The following is a 24,624-nucleotide window of genomic DNA, read 5'->3' as shown; positions in this document are numbered from 1 at the left end:
TTGACATCCGCAACAAGTTTCCTTTGGACCTTCTTGCGTTTTCAGGGAAGATCTTGCGATCAATTAGAAAAGAGCAGCCACTTCAGCATAGTCAGGGAACATCATGGCCTCCATGAAGGTCTCCTGAAAATCCCACCGCCCCGACAACTCCACGTGCACGGTGCCGCGGGCGATCTCCTGCGCCTTGCCTAGCAGCTTCTTTGAGGCCAAGGCTAAATAGGCACCGGTGCGGGCCGCGTTCCCCACAGAAGTGATCTTCGCCGGGGAAATCTTGGGCAACAATCCTACCGTTACGGCACTCTTTTTGTCCAAGTAGTTCCCAAAGGCCCCGGCCAGCAGGACCTCCCCGAGCTCCTCCACCGTCACACCCATCTCCTTCAACAGGACGGTGATCCCAGAGTAAATAGCACCCTTGGCCAGCTGGAACTGTCTGATATCCCCCTGGGTCAAGGTCACCTTAGGCTTTCCCCCAGGTCCCCAAGCAAGGACAAAGTCCACACCGCCCTCGGAGGGGATCAGCCTGTTCTTGATCCGATCACTGACATCGGCCGGCACTTGCTCCGGCTGAAGCAGACGTCCCGTGGAATCCAAAAGGCCCCGGCGCAGCAGTTCTGCCACCGCATCCAGCAGGCCCGAACCACAGATGCCCACCGGTTCCTCACTGCCGATGACTTGTAGCTCCACATCTTCCGGCCCCAGACGCACCCCTTCAATGGCCCCCGGTGCCGCCCGCATCCCTTGACGGATCTGAGCCCCTTCAAAGGCGGGGCCGGCCGCGGTGGAACAGGCCAGGATCCTTCCCTTCCACGCCAGGGCAATTTCCCCATTGGTGCCGATGTCCACCATCAAAGTGGGCTCTTCCTTTCGTTGCAGGTCCGTGGCCAACAACACACCCACCGTATCTCCACCCACATAACCGGCAATATTGGGTAGAGTCTGCACTAGGGCCCGGGGGAAAACTGCCAGCCCCAGATCCTTGGCATAGGTGCTTACACTGTCCCGGAAACAAGGGGAGTAGGGTGCTTCGGCTAAATACCGGGGAGGAATCCCCAACAGAAGATGCTGCATACAGGTGTTCCCCACCACCACCACCTGATAAATCTCCTCGGCATTGATTTTGGTCTCGGCCACTAACTTCTGGATAATCTCATTCAAAGTGGCGATGATGGCTCTCTGCAGGGTGGCCAGACCCTGGGCTTCCTCCACAGTATAATTGATCCGGGAGATCACGTCGGCCCCGTAGGGCACTTGGCCGTTGAGGGCAGAATGGACCGCAAGCTCCCGACCGGTCTTCAAATCCACCAGGCTTCCCACCACCGTGGTGGTCCCGATGTCAAACGCGATCCCGTAGACTCGATCGGTGGTATCCCCTGGCTCAATACCCAACAGTTCCCCCGCTCCCTTCACCACCGTCACCAGGTGATTCTCCTGGCGAAGCGTCAAAGGCAGGGCCTGCAATAGATCCAAAGAGAGCCGGTTAGAGGCTTCCAAAGCCATCTGTAGTCTTTCCGCATCGGAGTAGTCATCTTCCAAGGATGGCTTTGCCACCGTGACACATTCCTTCTGTACCGCCGGAGCGATTTCCACCTCCTGGGCTAGGCCGGAACTCAGGATCCGCTGCCCCTTCACCGCCCTGGGCACCCAAACCTCCACATCGCCGATTACCTTGGCCTGACAAGCTAACCGGATATTGTCCGCCAGTTCCTCTTTGGAGAGCACCTTCTCTTCGGTGGGCGTCACCGGGGCCAGGTCCCCCACCGCCCGTACCCGGCATTGACCGCAGCGCCCCTTGCCGGCACAGGTGGCTTCCAATTCTATCCCTGCCGCCCGTGCCACAGCCAGCAACGGGCTGCCAACGGTAGCAGACATCTGTGCCACAGGCTGTCTATCTTCCAATGTCGTTTCGTAGTAGAAAGTCACTAAGCCCAAGGTAACTACCCCATTTCGCCCCCGCCCCCGCGGTCTGTAAGGTGTTGGCCATCAACAGGGCCATCATATGGGCACTCCGCTAACGGGAACAGGTGTATTCTTTGCGGCCCAAGCAGTCTAGCGCCCACGTGGTCTATTTCCACGTAAATGACGATAGCACCTTCGCGTTCAACACCTTTGACATCCGCGGGAGGAATTCCTTTGTACCTTCTTGCGCTTTCGGGGAAGATCTTGTTCTCCCCAAAGGTTCAGCTACCACCTCAGCAGTAATCGGAAAACATCAAGCCTCCAGGAAAGGCTCATCACCCTGGGCTCCCTGGACCCGGCTCATGGGCGATGTCCAGGATCTTCTCCTAAACCAGGACTAAACAGGCTACAGATCAGGCGTAGGTGGAGCAGGCTTGGACGGTTTGTCCTGCCGCCCCCATTCAACCCCAGGCAACTATTCCCCTGCGCGTCCACCTGCAGCCTGCAAGGTGTTTACCATCAGCATAGCAATAGTCATGGGACCCACACCGCCGGGCACAGGTGTGATGTAGGAGGCCCTTTCCTTTGCGGCCGCAAATTCCACATCACCGAACAGTTTGCCTTCCACGCGGTTTACCCCCACGTCAATGACGATGGCACCTTTTTTGATCCAATGGCCTTTAATTAATTCCGGTCTACCCACCGCCGCTACGAGGATATCGGCCCGCTGACACTCACTGGCCAGATCCTTGGTGCGGGAATGGCAGATGGTCACCGTGGCATTCTCCCGCAAGAGCAATAGCGCGGTAGGTTTGCCCACAATATTGCTCCGGCCCACCACCACCGCATGGCGTCCCCCCAGATCCACCTCGGTGCGCCGCAAAAGCTCCATAATCCCCGCGGGAGTACAGGGGAGCAAGCTCGGTTCCCCAATGGACAACTTCCCGACGTTAATGGGGTGGAACCCATCCACGTCTTTGGCTGGGCTGATGGTATCAATCACCAGCTTTTCATCCAAGTGGGCCGGTAACGGCAGCTGGACCAGGATCCCGTGGATGGCAGGATCCACATTGAGCCGATGGATCAGCTGCAGTAGTTCGGTCTGAGAGGTATCGGCCGGCAGCCGATACTGTCTGGAATAGATCCCCACTTCCTCACAGGCACGTTTCTTCGAGTTCACATAGATCTGGGAAGCAGGATCGTCTCCCACTAGGATCACCGCTAAACCCGGCGTAATCCCCCGCTCCCTTTGCATCCGCGCCACATCTTCCTTCACCTTTGCTCGGATCTCCGCAGCGATGGCTTTACCGTCAAGCACCTTACCTTGCATCTGTTGTCTCCCCCTCCGGCATCTTAACGGCCTTTTTTTCCTGTAGGTAACGGTGGATAGCAAAGGCAGCAGCCTTGCCGTCCCCCATGGCGCTAATCACCGTACTGGCACCTCCAGTGAGGTCCCCGCCAGCAAATACCCCAGGCAAGTTGGTCCACACCCGATCCTTGGTCACGATATACCCCCGTTTGTCCGCGTCCAGTCCCGGGGTACTGCGGAGCAACAAGGGGTTAGGTCCCTGCCCGATGGCCACAATCACCGTATCCGCCGCCAACTGGAAGGTGGAATCGGGAATGGGGATCACCTGACGACGCCCGTCAGGTCCCGCAGGCCCCAGTTCCATCCGTCCGCAGACCAGACCCGTGACCCAGCGATTCTCATCGTACAAGATCTCCTTTGGATAGGACAGAAGCTCCAAAACCACGCCCTCTTCAACCGCGTGCTCAATTTCTTCGTTTCGCGCCGGCATCTCTTCCCTGGAACGTCGGTACAGAACCGTCACCTCCGCCCCCAACCGACGGGCTGTGCGGGCGGCATCCATAGCCGTATTGCCTCCACCCACCACCACAACCCGCTTGCCGATCTTCACCGGCGTATCCACCTGGGGAAACTTATAGGCTTTCATCAAGTTCACCCGGGTTAAGAATTCGTTGGAGGAAAAGACTCCGTTGGCATTCTCGCCAGGAATCCCGAGGAAATAGGGTGTACCGGCACCCGCACCCAAGAAGACCGCATCGAACCCTTCGTGGGTAAACAGCTCCTGCAGGGTCAAAGTCTGCCCGATGATCACATTGGTCCGGATTTCCACCCCTAGGGAACGGACGTAGTCAATCTCCTCTTTGACGATGGCCTTGGGCAAACGAAACTCCGGGATCCCGTAAACCAACACACCCCCGGGCTCATGGAGGGCCTCAAAGATGGTCACCTCATAACCCAACCGGGCCAACTCCGCGGCACAGGTGATAGACGCAGGTCCCGATCCCACCGTGGCCACTTTGCCCAGGCTTTGAGCAGGCTTTTCCATCGGGACAGCCTCCCCGACTCCCTGGGCGCGGCCCCAATCGGCCACAAAGCGCTCCAAGGCACCAATGGCCACCGGTTCAAAACGCTTACCCAAAGTACACATCGCTTCACATTGCCGCTCTTGGGGGCAGACCCGCCCACAAATGGCCGGCAGGCTGTTTTTTTCCTTAATCTTCGCCAAGGCCTCAGCAAAACGCTCCTCGGCAATCAGGCGAACGAAATCGGGAATATCGATCTGAACCGGACACCCCGTGACACAAGGCCGGTGCTTGCATTGGATACACCGTTTGGCCTCGGCCACCGCTTCTTCCGGTGAAAAACCTAGGTTCACTTCAGAAAAATTCTTGATCCGCTCTGCGGCAGGCTGCACAGGCATTTTGGTCCTTGGTGGAATCTTAGACATCCAGTACACACCTACCTTCGTGATGGTGTCCCAGACTGAACTGCTCCTCCTCAGTATATTGACGGTTTCGGGCCATTAATTCCTCGAAGTCCACCTTGTGTCCGTCGAATTCCGGCCCATCCACACAGGCGAACTTCACTTGTCCGTCCACGGTGACCCGGCAGCCACCGCACATGCCAGTGCCATCCACCATCACCGGATTTAAGCTCACGGTGGTAGGAATGCCCTTCGGCCGGGTTAATTCTGCCACCGCCCGCATCATGGGGATAGGTCCGATGGCCACCACGAGATCGATGGACTCCCCCTGTTCAAGAAGTCCGGACAACAGGTCTGTCACAAAACCCTTGTGTCCGAAGCTGCCGTCATCGGTGGCATAAAGCACCCGATCGCTAACCCCTTCCAATTCTTCGGTGAAGAAATAGTGGGATTTGCTACGGGCCCCCAGGAGGGTAATCACGCGGTTGCCCGCTTCCTTGAAGGCCTTGGCCTCGGGATAAATGATGGCGTTGCCCACGCCCCCAGCCACACAGACCACGGTCCCCACATAGCGGATGTCCGCGGGAGTACCCAAGGGGCCCGCCACGTCCGAAAGATACTCTCCCGCAGGGACGGCAGCTAGTTTCCCGGTGCTCTTCCCCACCACCTGGGCTACCACGGTGATGGTCCCTTGGGCCTCATCGGCAATGGCCACCGTGAGGGGAATCCGTTCTCCGCCTTCATCTACCCGGATGATCACAAACTGACCGGGCTTAGCTTTGGCTGCAATCAATGGTGCTTCTATTTCGATCCGCTTGATTTGCGGCCCAATCTCCTCATTCTTGCGAACCAAATACAACTAATGCTCACTTCCTTCCCCAGTGCACTTTCCACACTTGCGGTTATTATATCACAAGTATCGACGAGAACAGAAGAAATTTACAGCCTGACAAGGGCTTTCACCAAACGTCCGATCTGACTGGCCAAATCCAGGATCAAATCCTCGGTTTCCGCCATGGCGGTAGCCAGGGACATGGGCCGGTTGATCAGGGAGAAGTAGGCGGTAATCCCCTGGGTATGGACCTCGTGGCTACCGGGTCCCACCGAGCCCACAATGGCAATCACCGGACACCCGTACTTGGCCGCCACCCTAGCGACCCCCACCGGGGTTTTGCCCCGGACGCTCTGACCATCGATGGCACCCTCACCGGTAATCACCAGATCCGCGTCTTTGACGAGCTCCTCCAGACCTACAGTCTCCATCACGATCTCCACCCCGGGCCGCAGCTTTGCCTTAGTGAAGGCCAAAAAGCCTGCGCCTAGGCCGCCGGCGGCTCCCGCCCCAGGGATATGCCGGACGTCCTTGCCCAGTTCCCTTTGGATCACATCCGCGTAATGACCCAAGGCCCGATCCAGTCGCTCCACCTGCTGGGGTGTGGCTCCCTTCTGGGGCCCGTAAACGTAGGCTGCGCCCTTGGGACCACACAGAGGATTGTCCACATCGCAGGCCACCTGCAATCGCACCTGCTCCAAGCGGGGGTCCAAACCCGAAAGATCAATTCGGGCCAACTCCAAAAGCCCCGCTCCTCCCCACGGGATCGGACTGCCATCCTCTCGCAACAGACGCCCGCCAAGGGCCTGGATCATGCCCGCTCCCCCGTCATTGGTCGCGCTACCACCGATGCCAATGATGAGCTCCTCACAACCTTGCTCCAAGGCAGCCCGGATCAACTCCCCCGTACCATAGGTGGTGGTCACCTCGGGATTCCGCAAAGGTTCCGGCACCAAGGGCAACCCGGAGGCTGCGGCCATCTCGATAATCGCGGTTTTGCGGTCCCGGACCAACCCAAAGGATGCGAGGACCTTCTCCCCCAGGGGACCTGTGACCTCCACCTGCCTCAACTCCCCCTGCAAAGCAGCCACCATGGCCTCCACCGTGCCCTCTCCACCATCGGCCATAGGCACAGGAATATATTCCGCATCCAGTACGGCTTCCATCCCCTGTTTGATCAGCCGACAGGCTCCCTCCGCAGAAATACTGCCCTTAAAGGAATCGGTAGCAATGACGATTTTCACAAAACTCCCTCCTCGGCCATCTTCCTTTACCCTTGCGTGCCAGCGCATATCCCCAGCGCAACTCCACCGCTTTCCCGTGGATCGTGCACAATAGCCCAAAAACAATAGAAAAACCATCCCGCGGTAGTAATCCAGGGCGTGCCCTTCCTTCGATCATTTCGCTATATCCACAGCCCACTCCTCCGCCAAAGATATACTTCCCTAGGGAAAATAGAGGCAAAGAAAAAACCACCCCATTCCGGACCTACAGGCTGGTACCAACAAGCTGGATATGCCCACCGAGGAGATCATTAGATACATATCGTGGTCTGTGGCAAATTGAGGACTCATCCAAGATTACTAAAGACATCCTAGAAACCCACCCGGTCTACGTATCGGTGGAAGACCATATCAATACCCACTTCCTTACCTGTTTCATTGCCCTAGCCATTTAGCGGATCCTACAGAAGAGGACCGGACATCGATATTCAGCCGAGAGATTATCGATTGCCTTTCAGACACTATTGGACAAGCCCTAGGAATTGATTTTGCTAAGAAACCTCTGCGTCTAGGAGACATCAGGAAAAATCCTGGGCAAGGCAAAAAATGCAGTTTCCCCTACATAACTCCGACACGGCCAGAGGTCTGCAAACCCTTTCGTACCAAGGGTTTGAGACCTCTGTTTCCGGCTATAGCTGTAAAAGTTAAGGACCCACAGGCTAGGACCTTCGAAACGGCCAAAATCCCCCGCTAGGCTGTGTTGGGAAGATAAAAAAAGAAAGGGGATTCCCCTACATATTCCTGACAAAGGAAAAAGACCGCAGACCATTATGTAATCAGTGTTTGAGCGGTTCTTTCGGTTATGGTCACTGTAAAAGAATCTCAGCGGGACACCATAGGAGGACAAAAAAATGGTGCGCCTAGCAGGACTCGAACCTGCGCTCCTGGCTCCGGAGGCCAGTGCTCTATCCGCTGAGCTATAGGCGCACGCAAAATTGATTGTAGTTGTATTATAGCAGAGGCTTTCCAGAATTGCAACCGTCCGGCCGGAGAAGTTACGAAAGCTTTCCCAGCCAAAGAACCCCGTTACAGATGCCGCAAGAAGGCCTCGGGATTATTCAGAAAGTCCCGGGTCAAGTTGACGTGTTCCAGCTCCTCATAGGTCACACTACTGATGGCACCATGATCGAAGCTGTAAATGGTGGCACCGGGTAAAGCTAAGAGAATCGGGGAGTGGGTGGCGATAACGAACTGACAGTCTTCCTCCGCTGCCATTTCCTTGATCAGGGACAATAAGGCCAGTTGCCGATTGGGAGAAAAGGGCGTCTCCGGTTCATCAAGAAGATAAAGACCTCCCGGGACGATCCGCTCTAAAAGCAGGTGCAATACCGCCTCCCCATGGGAGTTGGCATCTAAGTTCTCTCCGTATTTTTCAACCAGGGCCTCCCGTTGGGCCAGGATCGAACCCTTAGCCAGGTGCAATCCGTACCCACTGAAGATCTCCTCATATTGGGCCGCCTCCGCCTCCAGCTCCTTGACCAGGCGGGCCATGCGTCGGGAAAAGTTGAAAAAATCCTCTGCCCGCATGAAAAAGCCCCGGGGCGTCCGTCGGGTCCAGGCCAACTTAAGGTGTCTGGCCAACTCCCGGGCACTGGCCAAGGTCTCGTCATCGCGGATGGAAGCCCCACCGACGGTGGGCAGCTGAACCGCCGCAGCGATGGCCTCAAGAATAGTGGATTTACCGGATCCGTTTTCACCAACAAAAAAGGTCACCGGGGTGGGAAAGACCAAGGAAGCAGGCACCTTCTCCACCGCGACCTTAAAGGGATACTCCTTTTCACGTCCCCGGGGCACTACCTGGCGCACTTCCCGAAGATAGACCATGAGACTACTCCCAACCTACGATATTCCCTTACCACTGTGGCCCGAAGAAAGTCTTCGCCAGCAGATCCCAGGCGAAGACTTAACAAACTGCCCGGCCACAACATCGAAAATCTTTAAGAGAACAGACGGCTTACGGACTGTTCCAGATAAATCCGCCGGATGGCCTCGCCAAACAACGGTGCCACCGAAAGGACAACCAAGTTCTCCGGTCTTTTTTCTTCACTCAGGGGAATCGAGTTGGTAACGATTACTTCCTTGATCCCTGACTCGGCCAATCGTTCTGCAGCGGGAGGAGAAAAGACAGGATGAGAACAACAGGCGTAGACTTCCTTGGCCCCCTTCTTGAGCAGCAGGTTTGCCGCCTGCACAATGGTCCCGCCGGTATCGATAATATCATCAATCAGGATGGCCACTTTCCCTTCCACATCACCAATGAGGTGCATAGCCTCGGCCACATTCGGCTTGGGACGCCGTTTGTCCACGATAGCCAGATCACCATCGAGCCTATGAGCTAGCTCCCGGGCGCGCCCGACTCCACCCACATCGGGGGATACCACGACCACATCTTTCAGGTTCTTGCTCATCAAGTACTTGGTGATAATCGGCAGCGCCAATAGGTTGTCCACAGGGATATCAAAGAAGCCCTGGATCTGTCCGGCATGGAGATCCATGGTCAACACCCGATCCGCACCTGCGGCGGTCAGCAAATTAGCCACCAATTTCGCGCAGATGGGATCCCGCGGTTGGGTCTTACGGTCTTGCCGGGCATAACCGTAGTAGGGAATTACCGCGGCCACTTCCTTGGCGGAAGCCCGCCGGCAAGCGTCGATGATAATCAACAACTCCATCAAATTTTCCGCAGCGGGAGAACCCGTTGGTTGAACGATATAGACTTCAGCGCCCCGTACTGTCTCGTTGATCCTCAGGTTGACCTCTCCGTCCCGAAAACGGTTAATCTTGCAATCCAACAATGGAATTCCCAAGTAATCTGCGATTTCCTGGGCAAGCATGGGATTGGCCGTTCCCGCGATAATCTTAATCTTCTTGTCAAAGGTCTTTGTCTCCACCCTTGGCCACATCTCCCTTTTTATCCTTGCATATTTCCTCTCCTGGACTTCCCGCCAGCCTCAACTTCCTTCGGGAAACCCATCCTTCGATGTTTCTTTGTCTTGCTCTGCCTACAGCCAGAGCCTCCTTGGGTACATCGGAGGTGATGGTTGAACCCGCGGCGACGAAAGCCCCTTCATGGATATGCACCGGGGCGACCAAACTGGTATTGCTACCCACGAAGGACCGATCATCGATAAGCGTCTGGTGCTTCTGTATACCGTCGTAGTTGCAGGTAATGGTCCCGGCTCCGATGTTTACCCCCTCACCAATAATTGTATCACCTACGTAGCTTAAATGGGGCACTTTACTATTCTGACCAACCCGCGTGTTCTTCAACTCCACGTAGGACCCTGCTTTCCCATGGGGACCCACATGACAACCAGGCCTGATATGGGTGAAGGGACCGATGGTGCTCTCGCGGTGGATGGTGCTCCCCACGATCACCGAACTATCGACCACCACATTGTCTTCGATGACCGCATCCTGAATCCTGCTAAAGGGGCCGATGACGCAGTTGGCACCAATTCGGGTGGTGCCGGTCAGGAGGGTATAGGGGGCGATTACGGTGTCCAGCCCGATTTCCACTCCCACATCAATGATGGTCTGATCGGGATCCACGATGGTAACCCCTTCCCGCATCCAGTGTTCCTTTATCCTTTGACCCAGCTTCTTTTGGGCGATGGCCAGCTGCACCCGATCATTCACGCCAAAGGCCTCGGTGGGATCCTCCAGGCGCACAGTATGGATCTTGCCCTGAAAATGGGCAAATACGTCGGTGAGATAGTACTCCCCCTGCTGGTTCTTTGGCGAAATCAGTTGTAGGCTTCTAAAGAGGTCTTCTTTCTCGAAGCAGTACATGCCCGTATTGATCTCGTCAATCAGACGTTGACTTTCTGTAGCATCCTTTTCCTCCACGATACCAACAAAATCCCCCGCCGGATCCCGGAGAATGCGCCCATAACCATGGGGAGAGTCCACCTTTGCCGTCAGTACTGTAGCCACGGCACCGGTGGCCTTGTGTTCTGCCACCAGCTTGGACACAGTCTCCTGTCTTAGCAGGGGTGTATCTCCGTACAGCACCACCACAGTCCCAGTGAAATCTCGCAGGGCTTCCTCGGCTCGCAGCACGGCGTGGCCCGTACCCAATTGTTCTGCCTGATGAGCGTAGGTATATTGGGACCCTAGGGCTTGGCGCACCTCTTCCCCCCGATGGCCCACCACGATCACGATCTGGGGATCCTCTAAGCCCCCCAGGGCGTTGAGCACATGGCGGATCATCGGCGCGCCACACACGGGATGCAAAGCCTTGGGCATTGATGATTTCATCCTCGTCCCTAGGCCCGCAGCTAACACGATGGCGGCTATCCCGGACATAACATCACACCTTGTAGTTAGTTTCGGTCTACCTATTCGACGTCGTAAATAGGGTTTCCTGCGTGTATCTAGTGATCGTCCGGTGAAAAAGAATGGTGGATGGGGGAATAAAAAAATGGCTGGGGCGCCTGGATTCGAACCAGGGATGAGTGGTCCAAAGCCACTTGCCTTGCCGCTTGGCTACGCCCCAGCGATGAAAAAAGAAGGTTTTTGCTATCGGCGTGTCTTACTATATCAAAAAAACCTCGGACTGTCAACTCTCCGGCGCCATAGGGAAAAACCAAAAAGCTCCACAGGACAGACCAAAACACCTGCCCTGTTCCGGCTCCTTGCCGACACAAACCTTAGCCCTAATTGTGATTGGTCCGGACCCGTTGGGCCTCCTGCCGTTCCAGGAGTTTGTCCTGCACCAGGTGATAATCACTAGGTTTGTCTACGTCAATGCCTACTTCAGGGTAAGGAGAAACGATACCTTTCCCGGAAAAGCCCAAGATCATCCCGGCCCGGTCTTCGATCTCCGCCATCTCCAGCCTCTTCAGCAGGTAACGGATGATGAACCGCAAGCCCAGCATCCGGGATAACTGGACCGGCTTCTTCCGCATGCCCACGGCCCGACTGATAATCTCTTCGCACTTGGCCAGGATCTCCGGCTGCAAAAGCACCATATTGCCCCCGGTGAAAGTACCGTCCTTTAAAGTGACATAGGTGCGCTGGACCTTCGGGTAATGCAGCTCATTGACCTCCTTACTCACGATGGGATAGTACAGATCCGCCTCTACCTGCTTACAGCGATGGATAAAATCCTCAATGGCCTCCGCCGTAATCAAGGGTATGTCCGAAGTCACCACCAATACGGGGCGGGTGGGTGCCAGGTATGCCAAGCCGGCCTGAATGTTGTCCACGAGGCTACCGGCACTGACCACCATTTCAGTGCTGGGGCGCAGGACCGACCGGACTTCCTGGGGGCCCACCACCACAATCCGGCCGATCTGTGGGGCTTCCTCCAAGGCATCCACCACATAGCAGACCATGGGCCGGCCTGCCATCGGGATGAGGGCTTCATAGGGCAGATCACTGACCTCCTGCAGGGGACCATCATTGGGTGCTCCGGCCAAGACCACCGCATCTACCCGCTCGAGATTGGAAACTGTACCCCCCATGCTCTTACCTCCGTTCCATCACACCGTTCGGACCACAAAAACATCCCAAGGATGGCTCTTTATTCGTTCCTCCAGGTCCCTGGCTTCCTCTTCACTCTCCACGATCCCGAAGACCGTAGGACCACTGCCGGACATCACCGCCCCCAGGGTATGGTTCCCCAGAAACCACTTTACCTGGGCAACCTCCGGAAACAAGCAGCTGGCCACCGGCTCCAGCATATTGCCCAGGCTTTGGGCAATGGCCATTGGGGTCCTTAAGCGAATTGCCTCCAGCATCCGGTCCACCATGGGCTGTCCCGGTGGAAACTGGCTCCACGCCCGATACACCTGGGCCGTACTCACCTGTACCCGGGGACGCACCAACACCAACCACAGTTCTCCCAGGCGCGGCAAGGGTTCCACCACTTCCCCCCGGCCCTGCATCAAGGCGGTACCGCCCAAAAGACAAAAGGGTACGTCGGAACCCAACCGGGCACATATCCTGAGCATTTCCCTTTCGGATAATCCTAATTCCCACAAATCGTTCAGGCCCTTAACCACCGCGGCGGCATCGGCACTGCCACCCCCAAGGCCCGCCCCCACAGGGATGGTTTTCTCCAGCTCGATCCGCACTCCCTTAGGGATTTGCGTCTCTTCCTGTAACAAGCGAGCTGCCCTGTAGGCTAGGTTACGCTCATCCCGGGGCACATCCCCAGTACAAACCAGCTGGATTTCCGGGGAGTCCTTCAGAATCAACCGCAGATCATCGGCCAGGCTGATTGTCTGCACCACAGAGCGGATCTCGTGATAACCATCTTCCCGGCGTCGGAGCACATCCAGGGCCAAATTGATCTTGGCATAGGCCTTTAACGAAACTGCCTGCAAATCACCCACTCCGGTTCTACTTAAACCAACCCAAGATGGTACGCCACAGGCGGGTGAAGAATCCGGCCCGCGCCACATCTTCGGCGGCCAGCACAGGGATCTCCTTGACCTTCTCTCCCCGATAGGTAATCTCCAAGGTACCCACCACTTGTCCCTTCTCGATGGGTGCCTGCACCGACTCATCGGTAACCACGTGCAGACCGAAGGGATCCCGTTCACCCCGGGAGGCCAACAACCGCACGTCTTCCGCGGCCACAACGTCCACTTTGGTCTTGACGCCGTCGATCACTTCCACCTGACCCAGCAGTTTCCCCTGGGTCACCACATCACGATAGTCATAACTAAATCCATAGTCCAGCAGTCGGATGGTCTGCTGTACCCGATCATCATCGCTTTCGGCACCCAACACCACGGAAATTAAGCGCAAATCGCCCTTCTGTGCGGTACCCACTAGACAATATCCTGCGGCACTAGTATACCCGGTCTTCAATCCATCGGCATGGGGGTAGAGTCTGATCAATCGATTCCGGTTCGGCATGTCAAACCGAGGCTGTTCCCGGAAGATGGCAAACTCCGTAGAAGCCCACTCCAAAGCCTTAGGATACTTCACCACTTCCCGGCTCAAAAGGGCGATGTCGTAGGCGGTACTGTAGTTATCCATTTCTCCGATGGGCAAACCGTTGGAATCGATGAAATGGGTGTTGTGCATCCCCAGCTCCTTGGCCCGCTCGTTCATCAAGCGTACGAAATTGGACTCGGTCCCCGCCAGATACTCGGCCACCGCCACCGTGGCGTCATTGCCGGAGTAAATCACGATGGCCTGCATCATCTTCTCCAGGGAATGGGTCTCCCCCGGTGCCAGGAAAACCTTGGAACCTTCGATACTGCTGGCATAGTGGCTAGTGACCACCATGTCATCCAGGCTGGCCCGGCCGCTTTCCAAGGCCTCTAACACCAGCAAAGTAGTCATCAGCTTCACGATGCTGGCCGGCGGCATGGGCTCATGTTCATTCTTAGCAAAGAGAATCTGCCCCGTAGACGCGTCCATTAGGATCGCCGCCCGGGCGGGCAAATCGAAATCTTGGGCATAAAGCAAACCGAAGTTTGCACAGAGGATCATGACAATGAGAAATAAGGCGAAGTGCTTCCGCATGCTAAAAGCCTCCAAAAGATGCAAGATAACTCATCAATGTATATTCTACATTTCGCCTCCCTGGACAGTTTTCCTGCTTGTAATCCTTGGGCATTGGCAATGGTCCGAAAACCACCGACCAAACACCATGAAAAAAGACCCCGCTGAAATTGGGGTCTTCAAGAAAACTGCTGTTCTTCGGTTCTAGGAGATGGGCCGTAGTTCGCTCACTTTCTCGGTGGGAATCAAAAGCTTCCAACCCTGCTGCAGGTCGTCTAGATTCTGCTGCTCCAACAGCCACTGGTTAGCTTCGATGATCCTTTGGACCGTGGTCCGGTATTTGGCCGCTAGTTTCCACAGGGTGTCCCCCGGCTGCACAATGACAAAGCGATAGGAAGGCGGCCGGTCCTCTTCGGGCTCCACCAGCACCAACTCCACAGCCACTTCCCGTTCCCCGTGGTTCTTCAGGGTACAGTTGGCTTGGATGATCAAGCTCACCTCGATCTGACCCCGGGTGACCAAATCCCAATCAACGGACTCCACCGAAAGCTCTAGGTCCGGATGCATGGTGGTGTCGTTCACCGGCAACTCAATGGCCATGGTCACCTGGTTCTCCACATTCCAGCTGGCCATCTGCATCGGGGCGTAACCTCCCCCGTCATGGGGCGTGTACCAGGCTTCCAAGAACACCCCCACCTCCACCAGGACCCTATCCTCCAACACCTGGTAGTCTTCGGTCCAAACCTTGGCGGTCATATCTAGGATCTGCTCCACCGCAGGCTTTCCTTCCGGGATATCCACCGTCAGTTCCGCCTTCCGCCGGGCCAGACCCTCGCTGCCCACTTCGGTGACGGGGATAAACTCCTTCCGCACCGACACCTCCCGCCCTTGGCTGGAAACCACATCCTTCACCAAAGTCACCTTGTGCCGGTGGATGGTGTTGCCCTGCAACTCAAGTTTACAGGACACCGCAAGCTCCCGGCCTTCGCCCTGTACCGTAAGGTCCCGCAGGGTAACTTGGGGATGAAAACGCATCCCTTCCTTGGTGTGCCGGGCCTCCATCCGACAGACGAAGGGCGATACCCCCCGGAAGGTCACCACCGCCACCTTTTCCTGCACCGCAATAGGGGCGGTCTCCTGCTGCCACTGGGCCCACTCACTGTTATAGAGCTCTTCCTCGAGGGTGGTCTCCACCGGGGCCGCATCCTCGGACCTTTGCTCCTCCTCCACCACGTAGATCACCTTATACTCCACGTCCCCGTCCACCACCACCCAGTCCCCGTCAAGGCTAGTGCTGTTGACCCTGGGGACGGCGCTGTAGGACAGGACCCGGCCCACCGCGGGCTGACCCTCCTCCAGGACATAGGTGCCTTGGGCCTGGACCTCCGCCTTCAGCTGTTCCATCACTTCGTCCACCCGCACCTGTTCTTTATCCACTTTGGCCTTCTCCGGCTCCGTCACCAACACCTCTTCGATGATGGTGGGACGGCGCAGGGCGGTAACCTTGGCATCTACTCGCAGATCCAAGTGGATATCCACCGTTCGCCCATCGGGCTGTAGTTCCTGACTCATCCCGGTGACACAGACCTCCCCGTAGGGAAGCATGGTGTCCTCGGTGCCCGGGATCTCAATTACCCGGTGAAAGGTAAGGGCCTGCTCCCACCGCACGCTGGTGAACGCGGCCTCTGCCTCGGGGCTGTTCCGGCCCACGTAAACACAGGAAACGTCTACAACCCCGCGGACCTCCACCCCCTCCGCGTCCTTGGCTACATTCACCTGGGTTAGCTTCGGTTCCACCCGGCAATAGACGATCTCCTCGGCGCTGGGACTGTCCTCCCCAATCACCAGCATGCCGTCCAACCTAAATTCCTCCACACTCGTACCGATTATTTCCTCCAGTGTAAGTATGCGAGTCGTTGCCTTGCAACCCACGGCATTCCCCTCCCTGTCGAAGCTTGACCATTCAGTTAACTATATGCACGTTGCAACCCAAACTTGCCACGGAATCGCTCCGGGGTTGGATACTTAAATATATTTGTCCGCGGGGTCATTTATGAATTAAGAAATGCTGTTTAAAATTCCGCCACAGGCGACCATCCTCCAGTCCCACACCCGTAAGGACAACACCTCCGAGATTATACCGGTTCACCAGCCACAGCCAGTGGGCCAGGGTAGAGTCGGTGGGCAGCCACACTTGGACCGCGCCATAGGAAAACTCCATGGCCTTGAACTCCTCGGAAAAGCCGGGCTTGCTGCGGGCCTTGCGTAGCAGCTCCAAACCTTCCCAGTGGCTGATGGGTTCTGTCCTTTGTGTGTCGGGGTCGTATCGCCAACCGCAAAGGGGCAAGCTAAGGAGGATGCGCCAGGGAGGCACCAGTTGGCGAAGACGCAGGATCCCTGCCCGCAAAAGGGACCAGGGGGGCAGCCCAGGGGCGGATCCCTCCTGGGGAAGCTGGAGTACCACCCAATCACCCTGGGCTAAACCCGTAAACACCGGCCCTTTCCGGCGGTGGGTGTATGTAACCATCAGTTGACGTTGTCTTTCGTTCAGGACCTGCCGTAGGCGGCCTAGGAAGGAAAGGATAAAGAACCTGGGGTTGGACAAGGAATCAACTAACACGGCCCTAGCCATCGTCCGATGACAAAGCCGGGAGATCTCCTGCAGAAGCTCCTTGCGCCGTCGCCACCGCACAAAAAGAGGAAACTGCTCATCGATGCAAAGTTGCAGATAGACCCCAAGATCCTGGTCTAGGGCAAGGCGCAAGAGTTCTTCCTTCGGTTTTTCACCAGAGGAAACCGGCAGAAGCAAACCCGTAATCTGCGGGGCGTTTTCCGTCAGTCGGCTGAGCAGACGAGGCCCAACGGGATCCCCATAGGTCAGTATATGGCGGCAAGGGATAATCAGCCTACGGCCTCGGTAAAGGCCGGCGCGGGTCACGCGGCGATTAGTCTCCTTCAGCCCGACGATCCCGATTCCCCATTGCCGCGCGATACTGCCTAAGGTCACATCCTGGGTAATAGTATGGATATGAAAGGGAGGTGGTGATTTTAACAGGGAGAACACCATGGGCCCAGCGATCCCATCGGCCCTGAGTTTAAAATCCCGTTGGAGTTCCTTCACAGCTCCAGCGGTCAAGGGACCATAATGTCCATCGACCCCATTAAGGGCATAACCCCATTGGATCAGCTGCTCCTGGAGCCAAACCACATCGGTCCCCCGCATCCCCTCTTTCAGGATGCGCCGGCCGGGCTCTCTCTGTATCCAAGACATAGCCATCTCCCCAAAAGGTTGGTCTATGTCTGTATATATTCACCGACTCCGCTAAGAATGCTTGTTGGATTTGGGAAACACGGTCATGAAAACACGGGCACGCTAGCCCACGCCCCTGCGGGGCAAACTTCACCCCAGGGCACAACAAGAGGAGGAAAACACTAAGAACGGCCAAGAATCAGCTGACGCCAATTCTCCGATCGAGGTACTTAAGCTCTACGGTCTCCGTGAGAACATCGGCATAGGTGTAGGACATCCGTTGCACAGGACTGCCATCTTCCAAGCGAATCACAAACAGATTAGGATAAGTCTTCTCCAGAATACCTTCCGCTTCCAGGATCTTTTTACGTCCCCGGTTAGCTCTCAATCGAATGGGCTTTCCTACGTAGTTCTGCAAATCATGGCGAATTGCCTGAAGAGAGTTAACCTTTGCTGTCACTTGATCACCTTCTTCTCCACGTAGTCCCCTATATGATACCACAGGTGGTGCCCCATGTCAATAAACTAGATAATGTATCACATAGACAAGCAGACTGTCAAGAAGCAAGTGCCCAATTATTATTGAAAAACCTTACGATTGTGCCGCTCTATCCCCGTAAGTACCGAAGAATTTCACACAGAAGAACCACTGTTCCACTTGCCAAAGGGGAAAAATGGCTTTTTCCAAATGGGAGGTCACAGGAAAACCAGGGCTTGTCCCCGTTTATGACCCTTTACCAGTGATTGTGTAAACCCCGGGCCCGAGGGTCTCCCTCCCATTCCTCCACCGTAGGAGCTAACGGCAAGGGACAGGAGGGAAACAGACTAGATCCCTTCGAAGAAAGCACGGATGCCCCGGTAGAGGGCTGCGGCTGCCTGCTGTCGCTTTCGGATGCAAGTGGTCATCTTCTCTGTGGAGGCATCGGCTAAGGACATGGTTTCCACAATGGCCCCGGGTACTGGGATCAGGTGCAGAAGGTCCATGGTGGCTACATGAAGCCCCAGATCCCTAAGCTGAAGGTCAGAAACAAGCTCTTGATGCATGGCGGAGGCAAAGCGGTGGGATTCCAGATCCCCCCGGTGGTACCCCCGGATGCCCGGGGCATCACTTTGATGGATGATGATCAAACACTCCACCCCTGCCTCCAGGAGCGTGGATTGTCGGGCCTCCGGTGTCACCGCGGAATCGGTCTTGCGGGTGAGGACTACGGTCCCCCCGGCCAACTCCAACATGATGGACAGGCGCAGGGCCACATCCAGATTCACATCCTTCTCCAGCACCCCATTGGGTCCCACCACTCCGTAGTCCGCTCCGCCGTGGGCAGGATCAATAGCGATTATTCTACCGAACAGGGCCGGCTCGATGCGGCTGAGGATGTATCCTTTCTCTTCTTTTTGGTAGTTGATACCGAGGCTTGCAGCCAACAGCCCAATCTCCACATACACGTTGTTATCAATCAGTTCCACTCCGGATTCGGGCAGCCAATAGCCATTTACAATCACAAGGTTGCGCTCTCCTCCCATAGGTTACCTCCTAGCGTCAAACGGCTCTCATATCACTATATGCGCCGTTTACAAAAAGCGGGAGGAGAAATCCTTCTATGGGGTGGAAGTAACCTCCGGTTCTGCCCGTTGAGGCACCTCTCCGGCCTTAACCAAGGCATACTTGGCCGCTAGGGGACCAATGAGCTCATAAATGAATACTGCCGCCAAGGTGGTGGTCATGATCACATCAGCATACTGAGGCAGCCGTTCGAAGGCCACAATAGCCAAACCAATAGCCACACCGGCCTGGGGCAGCATAGCATATCCCAAGTACTTGCGCACCGCCTCGGGGGATTTGGCAAGCCAGGCTCCCAGGTAATTACCCAGTATTTTCCCGAAGCTGCGGGCCAGAACATAACTGATCCCAAGCAGGCCCACTGCACCCAAGGCACCGAGCTGGAGTTTAGCCCCCGCCAGGGAGAAAAAGAGGATGTAGATGGGTTGTTCCACCGACTCCAAGGCTTCAAACATGACCCGGGGTCTTTTGCCGAGATTGGCGATGACCGAGCCCGCCACCATAGCCGCCAGCAGCAAAGACAAGCCGAAAAGTTCCGCCACTCCCCCCACCAACAGGGCAAGGCCCAGCACAAAGGGCAACACTTCGGTCCGGTGCTGCAGTCGGTCCAGAACCACCACCCCCAACAGACCCGCGCCCACACCAAGCAAAGTGGACAGGAGAATCTCCAAGAAGGGAGCGGCCAGAGAACTAACGTTCAAAGCAGAACCGCCCAAGGCGGTCTCCACAAAGCTCATGACTATACCAAAAAGGACAATGGTGAAGGCGTCATCCAGGGCCACCACCGCCAGCAAAGTCCTAGTAAAGGGCCCCTTGGCCTTCAACTCATGGATCACCGCTACGGTGGCCGCGGGTGCCGTGGCCGCAGACATAGCCCCCAGTAATGCGGCCAGGGCCCAGGAACCACAGGCCAGGTACGTGCCCAAGGTGACTAACCCAAAGGTGACCAGCATCTGCACCCAAGTGATGGTAATGATCGCATTGCCCAGCTTCTTTAGAGAGCGCACCGTCAACTCGCCGCCAATGGCCAGGGCAATTACCGCCAGGGCCAGCCCCTCAATGGGCTGGAGCAGCTCCGTAATTTCAGGGGTGAGCACCCGCAGACACGAAGGACCCAGCAACAGTCCGACAATAACCCAACCGGTGATGCTGGGTAGATGGACCCTGTTGACCAATTTACCCCCAAAGAGGGCCAAGATCATCAATACACCTGCAGCTGCCAACATCAAGACCTCAACTCCATCTTTCTATATGATTTCAGACATAGTAATCGGCTTCGTCTGACACACACCAAGACATAGATAAACACACATGTATATTTATACAAATATACAGGCGTAGTAACCCTAAGAAGTGTCTATCAGGTTGATGCTAGGAATGGAAAGGAAGCATGGGTTGTTTCCATTGACGATGAACCTGGCAACCTGAAACCAGGATTGGCAAATTCACTAGTCGGCTACGGCCCGCGAACTTCCGCTGGACAAGCACAGCTCAGATGTCTATCCAGGCCGTTCTTTTTATTGGGGAGTATAAAACAGCGGCGGAAAAATCGTTCTGTCGGGACATAGTCGGCACAGGAGAGAGAATCCCACCACTGGACACCATACCTGTCGTAAGCTTTGGGGGAAAGTAGACCTACTCTCCTATTCCTGCTCGTGCCATTCGTGACCGCTCAGCCCCTTCGCGAAAAGTACAGGCACGGTGAAGGCCACCGCGGTGTCCGGTTCATCCAGGTCCCCGACGTAGTTTTCCACGATCCGGATGGCTTCTTCTACTTGCTGTTCCTCGATCACCGTCATGATCGTCCGATGTTCCTTTGGCGCTCCGGCGGTGAGGTGGCTTAGTCTTCCGAACAGAGGCAATCGCTCAGGGATCAGCTCACTTAAGCCGTGGGTGTTAAAGACCGTCGCACCCTTGATGCCGGCCTCCACGAAATCGCTTAGGATATCGTGCAACACATCAGTTCGGGAAAGCGTGATGAAAAGCACTTGCATAAAAATGCCTCCCTTTGCCCTATTTGTCCCCTGTAAACCAAGGACCCTGTAAGAACACGGAAAAACCACCGGCAACTTCCGCTACCACCAGCATAACAACGTTAGTATATCACATTCCATCGCGGGGTACCACTCTCCCCCACCCTTTGCCCTTCAGACATACAATTAAACTTACAGGATTTGTCCAATGCCCAGTAGCGTGGCAGGGAGGTAAAACAAGAGGAAGACAAGAAGCAACACAGGGGCCAAATTCAGGGCGCAGGCGCGCCCTGATTCGGATATTAGACAAATTCTGTAATGCGCACACCCAACTGTTCGCCGGCCACCACCACTTCGCCCCAGGCCACCCTTTTACCGTTGATCAAGATCTCCGCGGGTTCGCCCTCCAGGCGATCCAGTTCCACAATGGAACCTTTACTCAGGGCCAGAATCTGGGCCATGGTCATCTCTGTCCGCCCCAGGACCACCTTCACATTCAGCGTAGTATCCTTTAACACCTGGAAGTCGAACTGGGTTTCTGATTTCTGCTCCTCTTCTTCGGCAAAGAATCTCACCGGCTCCACCGGCTTGGGTTCTGGAACCTCTGGTTTCTGGGGTGGCGGTTCCGGACTAGCTTCCTCCCCTAACCCCCCCAACAATTCATCGGTCATGGCCATGGCGGACTCGATGGGAATCACCATAACCATGGTACTGGCCAAAAGATCACCAATGGTCATCTCAAACCGGATCCGCACCACGCTGTGATCACTGCTAAAGTTTGCAAAGAAGCCACTCCCGCCCCGCACCATGTTCACCTGCACCGCCGGGGGCGAGATCACCACCCTTGTAGAAAAGAACTGGGACATGGCAGTGGCAGCGGAGCCCATCATCTGGTTCATCGCTTCCCCCAAGGCGCTGAGGGCCAGCTCGTCATTTTCCAAGTCCTCGGAAACCTCCTCGCCGATCATGAGGGAAGCAATCAGTCGAGCATCCTCCTGCTTGAGGATCAAGATGTTGGAACCGGTCAGTCCCGCAACGTAATTGATCTCACAGACCAAACAAGGTATGGGAAACTGTTCCTCCAGCTCAGCGAGATTCACCAGCTCCACATCGGGGGTGGTGATCAACACTTCTTCCTGGAGGATCTGCGACAGGGCCGTGGCGGCAGATCCCATAGCAATATTCCCGATTTCTCCCAATATGTCCCTGTGTTGGTCCGTTATTTCGTACCTATTCATCGGTTTCCCCTTCCCATATGCCAATAATCTTACCGGCCAGCCGCCTTTTATATACTCCCGGTACCGCCAGGAACTTGGGCAGGCCGGCAATGCGTACAAGGGATGGTTGATCAAGATCGCCCAGCAAAATGACGTCACCCTTCTCCAAGGCCTTCACTTCGGCCAAGGTAAGGCGCGCCTGCCCTAACTCCAATTCCACCGGTACCCGCACGTTGGCCAGTTCCGTTGATTCTAAATCCTTCGCTTCCACGGAGGAAACACTGCGGGTCTCTCCCCGGTATCCCCGCTGCAGGCGGGGAATGATCCCCTCCAGACTGCTATAACCCATAAAAAAGTTCAGGATCCCCTCATGGTGACCGGCCTGCACTGCCAGGGAGGCTAAGATCCCCATTTCCTCCGGTGCGTTTAGCTGCAAATATTCACTGTTGGTCTCAATACTCTGCAGAGCCGGCTGCATATTCACAACGTCCCGCCACGCATTGGGGAAATCCCGCTGCAGAATCGTATTGATCAGGTAGCGCAGGACCCGCAGCTGAATATCTGTGGGTTCAGTGCGCTGATCCACCGCTTCCCCTGGTCCCCCACAGAGGATATCAAACAGGACCAGGCCGATGTCAATACCCATCTCCATCATCGCGACACCGGGCAAAGGATCGATTTCGAAGGCGGCCACGATACAGGGATTCGGAATGGACCGCAGAAACTCATCGTTACTCAACTGCTCCACTGACACCACCCGGCAGGTAACCCGGGTACGGATCAGCATGGACAGGCTGCTACTCAGGCTCCTGCTCAATTGGTCAAAGATCCGCTCGATACTACGAATCAAGTCCTTGGAGAATTTGTTGGGCTGTTTGAAGTTGTAGGGCACCACATCGGGGAGCCGTTCCGCCACAGTCCCTTCCGATAGCTGACCAATTAGTTCATCGATTTCCTTCTGACTTAATACTTCACTCACAACACTGTCCCCTTTGCGTCAAACTACCTGAGTAAGCCGCTCAACTGGGCATACAAGGCCCGTCCGATCCCCAAATCGCCTCGGAGGGCAAATTCATCGGCCAGGCGCTCATCAAGCCAGGTCTCATAGATCTCCATGGACAACCCACGGTTGATCAGGCCGCCCTCCGGAATGGTTTTGCGCATTTCCTTAAGGAGCAGACGATAGAACATGGCCTCAAACTCCTGGCAGGCCTTTTTCAGCTGAGTAGCCTCTTCATTCCTCAACCCCGCGGAAACAGCACGAATCTCCATCGTCCATCCCCCTTAGCGAATCTCCAGCTGGCCGTACAAAGCCCCGGCGGCCTTGATCGCCTGCAAAATGGCGATAATATCCCGGGGACTGGCACCCAGACCGTTCAGCGCCGCCACCACATCCTGGATGGTGCTTCCCGATTGCAGCACCGTCATCTGACTCTGGGCTTCGGTGGCCGTAATCTGGGTGTCTGGTACCACCACCGTCTCCCCATCGGAGAAGGCCGGCGGCTGCACCACCCCGTACTCGGTCTGGATGGTCACCTGCAGGTTGCCGGCGGCCACCGCCACTGGCGCGATCCGCACATGTTCACCGACCACCACAATACCGGTGCGCTCATCCACCACCACTTTAGCCACGCTGTCGGGGTTGACCTCCAGCTGCCCCAGGTCCGAGATGAAGTCCACGATCCGGTAATCCTCGTAGGCCGGCGGGATAATCACCGCAATGCGGCTTTGATCCAGGGCCAGGGCCGTGTCGGGGGTGAAGGTCCGGTTCAAGACCTCCGCTACCCGAGCGGCGGTGGTAAAATCAGCATTCTCATTATTCAATACCAGAATCAAGTATCCTCCTGCATCTAGCTGTGGTGTGGCACCGGGAACCTGCACCAGACCCCCACCGGGGACAACCCCCACCGTGGGATGGTTCCGGGCCACGGAAGCTGTGGGTCCCGTGGCGGAAAAGCCGCCGACGGAGACAGGCCCCTGGGCATAAACGTAAACCTCTTCATCATCCCCCATCAGGGGTGTCAAAAACAGAATGCCGCCGGCCAAACTCCGGGCATCACCGATGGAGGACACGGTGACATCAATCCGGTCCCCCGGGCGACTAAAGGGGGGTAGCTCGGCGGTGACCATCACCAGGGCCGCGTTGCGGCTAGGTACAGCATCCGCGGAGATGCCAAAACTTTTGAGCAGGTTGCTCAACACTTCGGAAGTGGGGCTTCGGTTGGAATCCCCGGTACCGGCCAGACCGGTCACCAAGCCCACCCCCACCAACTGCTGGGGATGAACCCCTTCCACCCGCAAAATGTCCTTCAGCCGCACGGTGGGGCCTGGGGAATCGGCGGCCTCGATGAAACCGGCATTGAACAGTAGGCACAAACTACACAAGATGGCAAGCAGCTTCAACACAAATCCCTCC

21 protein-coding genes and 2 tRNA genes are annotated in these 24,624 nt (G+C 56.2%); all 23 read right to left on the bottom strand.

Going from position 1 to position 24,624, the window contains the following annotated elements:
- Positions 1-63: 63 nt before the first annotated feature.
- Entirely contained in the window at positions 64-1,869 is a 1,806-nt protein-coding gene (locus GXX57_02170) for a DUF4445 domain-containing protein (GenBank protein HHV43461.1), read from the bottom strand.
- A gap of 502 nt (positions 1,870-2,371) precedes the next feature.
- Positions 2,372-3,226 carry a bifunctional methylenetetrahydrofolate dehydrogenase/methenyltetrahydrofolate cyclohydrolase FolD gene (gene folD, locus GXX57_02165; protein ID HHV43460.1) on the bottom strand — a complete coding sequence of 285 codons (855 nt, stop codon included), beginning with the start codon at positions 3,224-3,226 and terminating at the stop codon, positions 2,372-2,374.
- Complete coding sequence (gene gltA / locus GXX57_02160) at positions 3,216-4,652, bottom strand: NADPH-dependent glutamate synthase (GenBank protein HHV43459.1); 1,437 nt, start codon at positions 4,650-4,652, stop codon at positions 3,216-3,218. The genes folD and gltA overlap by 11 nt, the downstream gene beginning before the upstream one ends.
- Positions 4,645-5,487, bottom strand: a complete 843-nt coding sequence (locus tag GXX57_02155; GenBank protein ID HHV43458.1) for a sulfide/dihydroorotate dehydrogenase-like FAD/NAD-binding protein — start codon at positions 5,485-5,487, stop codon at positions 4,645-4,647. The genes gltA and GXX57_02155 overlap by 8 nt, the downstream gene beginning before the upstream one ends.
- An 80-nt stretch (positions 5,488-5,567) precedes the next feature.
- Positions 5,568-6,704 carry a glycerate kinase gene (locus GXX57_02150; protein HHV43457.1) on the bottom strand — a complete coding sequence of 379 codons (1,137 nt, stop codon included), beginning with the start codon at positions 6,702-6,704 and terminating at the stop codon, positions 5,568-5,570.
- A gap of 891 nt (positions 6,705-7,595) precedes the next feature.
- Positions 7,596-7,670: transfer RNA gene (locus tag GXX57_02145), tRNA-Arg, on the bottom strand.
- Positions 7,671-7,769: 99 nt separating this feature from the next.
- Complete coding sequence (locus GXX57_02140) at positions 7,770-8,567, bottom strand: AAA family ATPase (protein HHV43456.1); 798 nt, start codon at positions 8,565-8,567, stop codon at positions 7,770-7,772.
- A gap of 113 nt (positions 8,568-8,680) precedes the next feature.
- Positions 8,681-9,646 carry a ribose-phosphate pyrophosphokinase gene (locus tag GXX57_02135; GenBank protein ID HHV43455.1) on the bottom strand — a complete coding sequence of 322 codons (966 nt, stop codon included), beginning with the start codon at positions 9,644-9,646 and terminating at the stop codon, positions 8,681-8,683.
- The gene (gene glmU / locus GXX57_02130) at positions 9,615-11,051 is read right to left on the bottom strand and encodes a bifunctional UDP-N-acetylglucosamine diphosphorylase/glucosamine-1-phosphate N-acetyltransferase GlmU (GenBank protein ID HHV43454.1); all 1,437 of its coding nucleotides are present in this window, start codon (positions 11,049-11,051) and stop codon (positions 9,615-9,617) included. Before glmU ends, GXX57_02135 begins: the two co-directional genes overlap by 32 nt.
- Before the next feature lie 116 nt (positions 11,052-11,167).
- Positions 11,168-11,241, bottom strand: a tRNA-Gln gene (locus GXX57_02125).
- A gap of 160 nt (positions 11,242-11,401) precedes the next feature.
- Positions 11,402-12,211, bottom strand: coding sequence for an NTP transferase domain-containing protein (locus GXX57_02120; protein ID HHV43453.1), 810 nt, complete (start codon positions 12,209-12,211; stop codon positions 11,402-11,404).
- Between the two features lie 18 nt (positions 12,212-12,229).
- Positions 12,230-13,153: a 4-(cytidine 5'-diphospho)-2-C-methyl-D-erythritol kinase gene (locus GXX57_02115; protein HHV43452.1), complete on the bottom strand. Its 924-nt coding sequence runs from the start codon at positions 13,151-13,153 to the stop codon at positions 12,230-12,232.
- On the bottom strand, positions 13,092-14,228 hold the full coding sequence (locus tag GXX57_02110; GenBank protein HHV43451.1) for a D-alanyl-D-alanine carboxypeptidase: 1,137 nt from the start codon (positions 14,226-14,228) through the stop codon (positions 13,092-13,094). The genes GXX57_02115 and GXX57_02110 overlap by 62 nt, the downstream gene beginning before the upstream one ends.
- Positions 14,229-14,411: 183 nt before the next feature.
- Positions 14,412-16,067: a DUF3794 domain-containing protein gene (locus GXX57_02105; GenBank protein ID HHV43450.1), complete on the bottom strand. Its 1,656-nt coding sequence runs from the start codon at positions 16,065-16,067 to the stop codon at positions 14,412-14,414.
- A 187-nt stretch (positions 16,068-16,254) separates the two neighbouring features.
- Positions 16,255-17,478, bottom strand: a complete 1,224-nt coding sequence (locus GXX57_02100; protein ID HHV43449.1) for a hypothetical protein — start codon at positions 17,476-17,478, stop codon at positions 16,255-16,257.
- A gap of 178 nt (positions 17,479-17,656) precedes the next feature.
- Positions 17,657-17,917, bottom strand: coding sequence for a hypothetical protein (locus GXX57_02095; GenBank protein ID HHV43448.1), 261 nt, complete (start codon positions 17,915-17,917; stop codon positions 17,657-17,659).
- A 365-nt stretch (positions 17,918-18,282) separates the two neighbouring features.
- Positions 18,283-18,981 (bottom strand): N-acetylmuramoyl-L-alanine amidase, encoded by a 699-nt coding sequence (locus GXX57_02090; GenBank protein HHV43447.1) that lies wholly within the window; start codon positions 18,979-18,981, stop codon positions 18,283-18,285.
- 75 nt (positions 18,982-19,056) lie between these two features.
- Positions 19,057-20,244: a cation:proton antiporter gene (locus GXX57_02085; protein ID HHV43446.1), complete on the bottom strand. Its 1,188-nt coding sequence runs from the start codon at positions 20,242-20,244 to the stop codon at positions 19,057-19,059.
- A 417-nt stretch (positions 20,245-20,661) separates the two neighbouring features.
- On the bottom strand, positions 20,662-21,012 hold the full coding sequence (locus GXX57_02080) for a hypothetical protein (GenBank protein ID HHV43445.1): 351 nt from the start codon (positions 21,010-21,012) through the stop codon (positions 20,662-20,664).
- A gap of 281 nt (positions 21,013-21,293) precedes the next feature.
- Positions 21,294-22,229 (bottom strand): flagellar motor switch phosphatase FliY, encoded by a 936-nt coding sequence (gene fliY, locus GXX57_02075; protein ID HHV43444.1) that lies wholly within the window; start codon positions 22,227-22,229, stop codon positions 21,294-21,296.
- Positions 22,222-23,187 carry a flagellar motor switch protein FliM gene (locus GXX57_02070; GenBank protein HHV43443.1) on the bottom strand — a complete coding sequence of 322 codons (966 nt, stop codon included), beginning with the start codon at positions 23,185-23,187 and terminating at the stop codon, positions 22,222-22,224. The genes fliY and GXX57_02070 overlap by 8 nt, the downstream gene beginning before the upstream one ends.
- A 23-nt stretch (positions 23,188-23,210) precedes the next feature.
- Positions 23,211-23,480, bottom strand: a complete 270-nt coding sequence (locus GXX57_02065; GenBank protein ID HHV43442.1) for a flagellar biosynthesis protein FlgJ — start codon at positions 23,478-23,480, stop codon at positions 23,211-23,213.
- 12 nt (positions 23,481-23,492) lie between these two features.
- Positions 23,493-24,614 (bottom strand): flagellar basal body P-ring protein FlgI, encoded by a 1,122-nt coding sequence (locus tag GXX57_02060; GenBank protein ID HHV43441.1) that lies wholly within the window; start codon positions 24,612-24,614, stop codon positions 23,493-23,495.
- Positions 24,615-24,624: the final 10 nt, after the last annotated feature.

This window comes from Bacillota bacterium (assembly GCA_012839765.1).
In the GTDB taxonomy this organism is placed as follows: domain Bacteria; phylum Bacillota; class Limnochordia; order DUMW01; family DUMW01; genus DUMW01.
The sequence above is the reverse complement of the archived record's forward strand: the minus strand, read 5'-3'. Positions and strand labels throughout refer to the sequence as shown.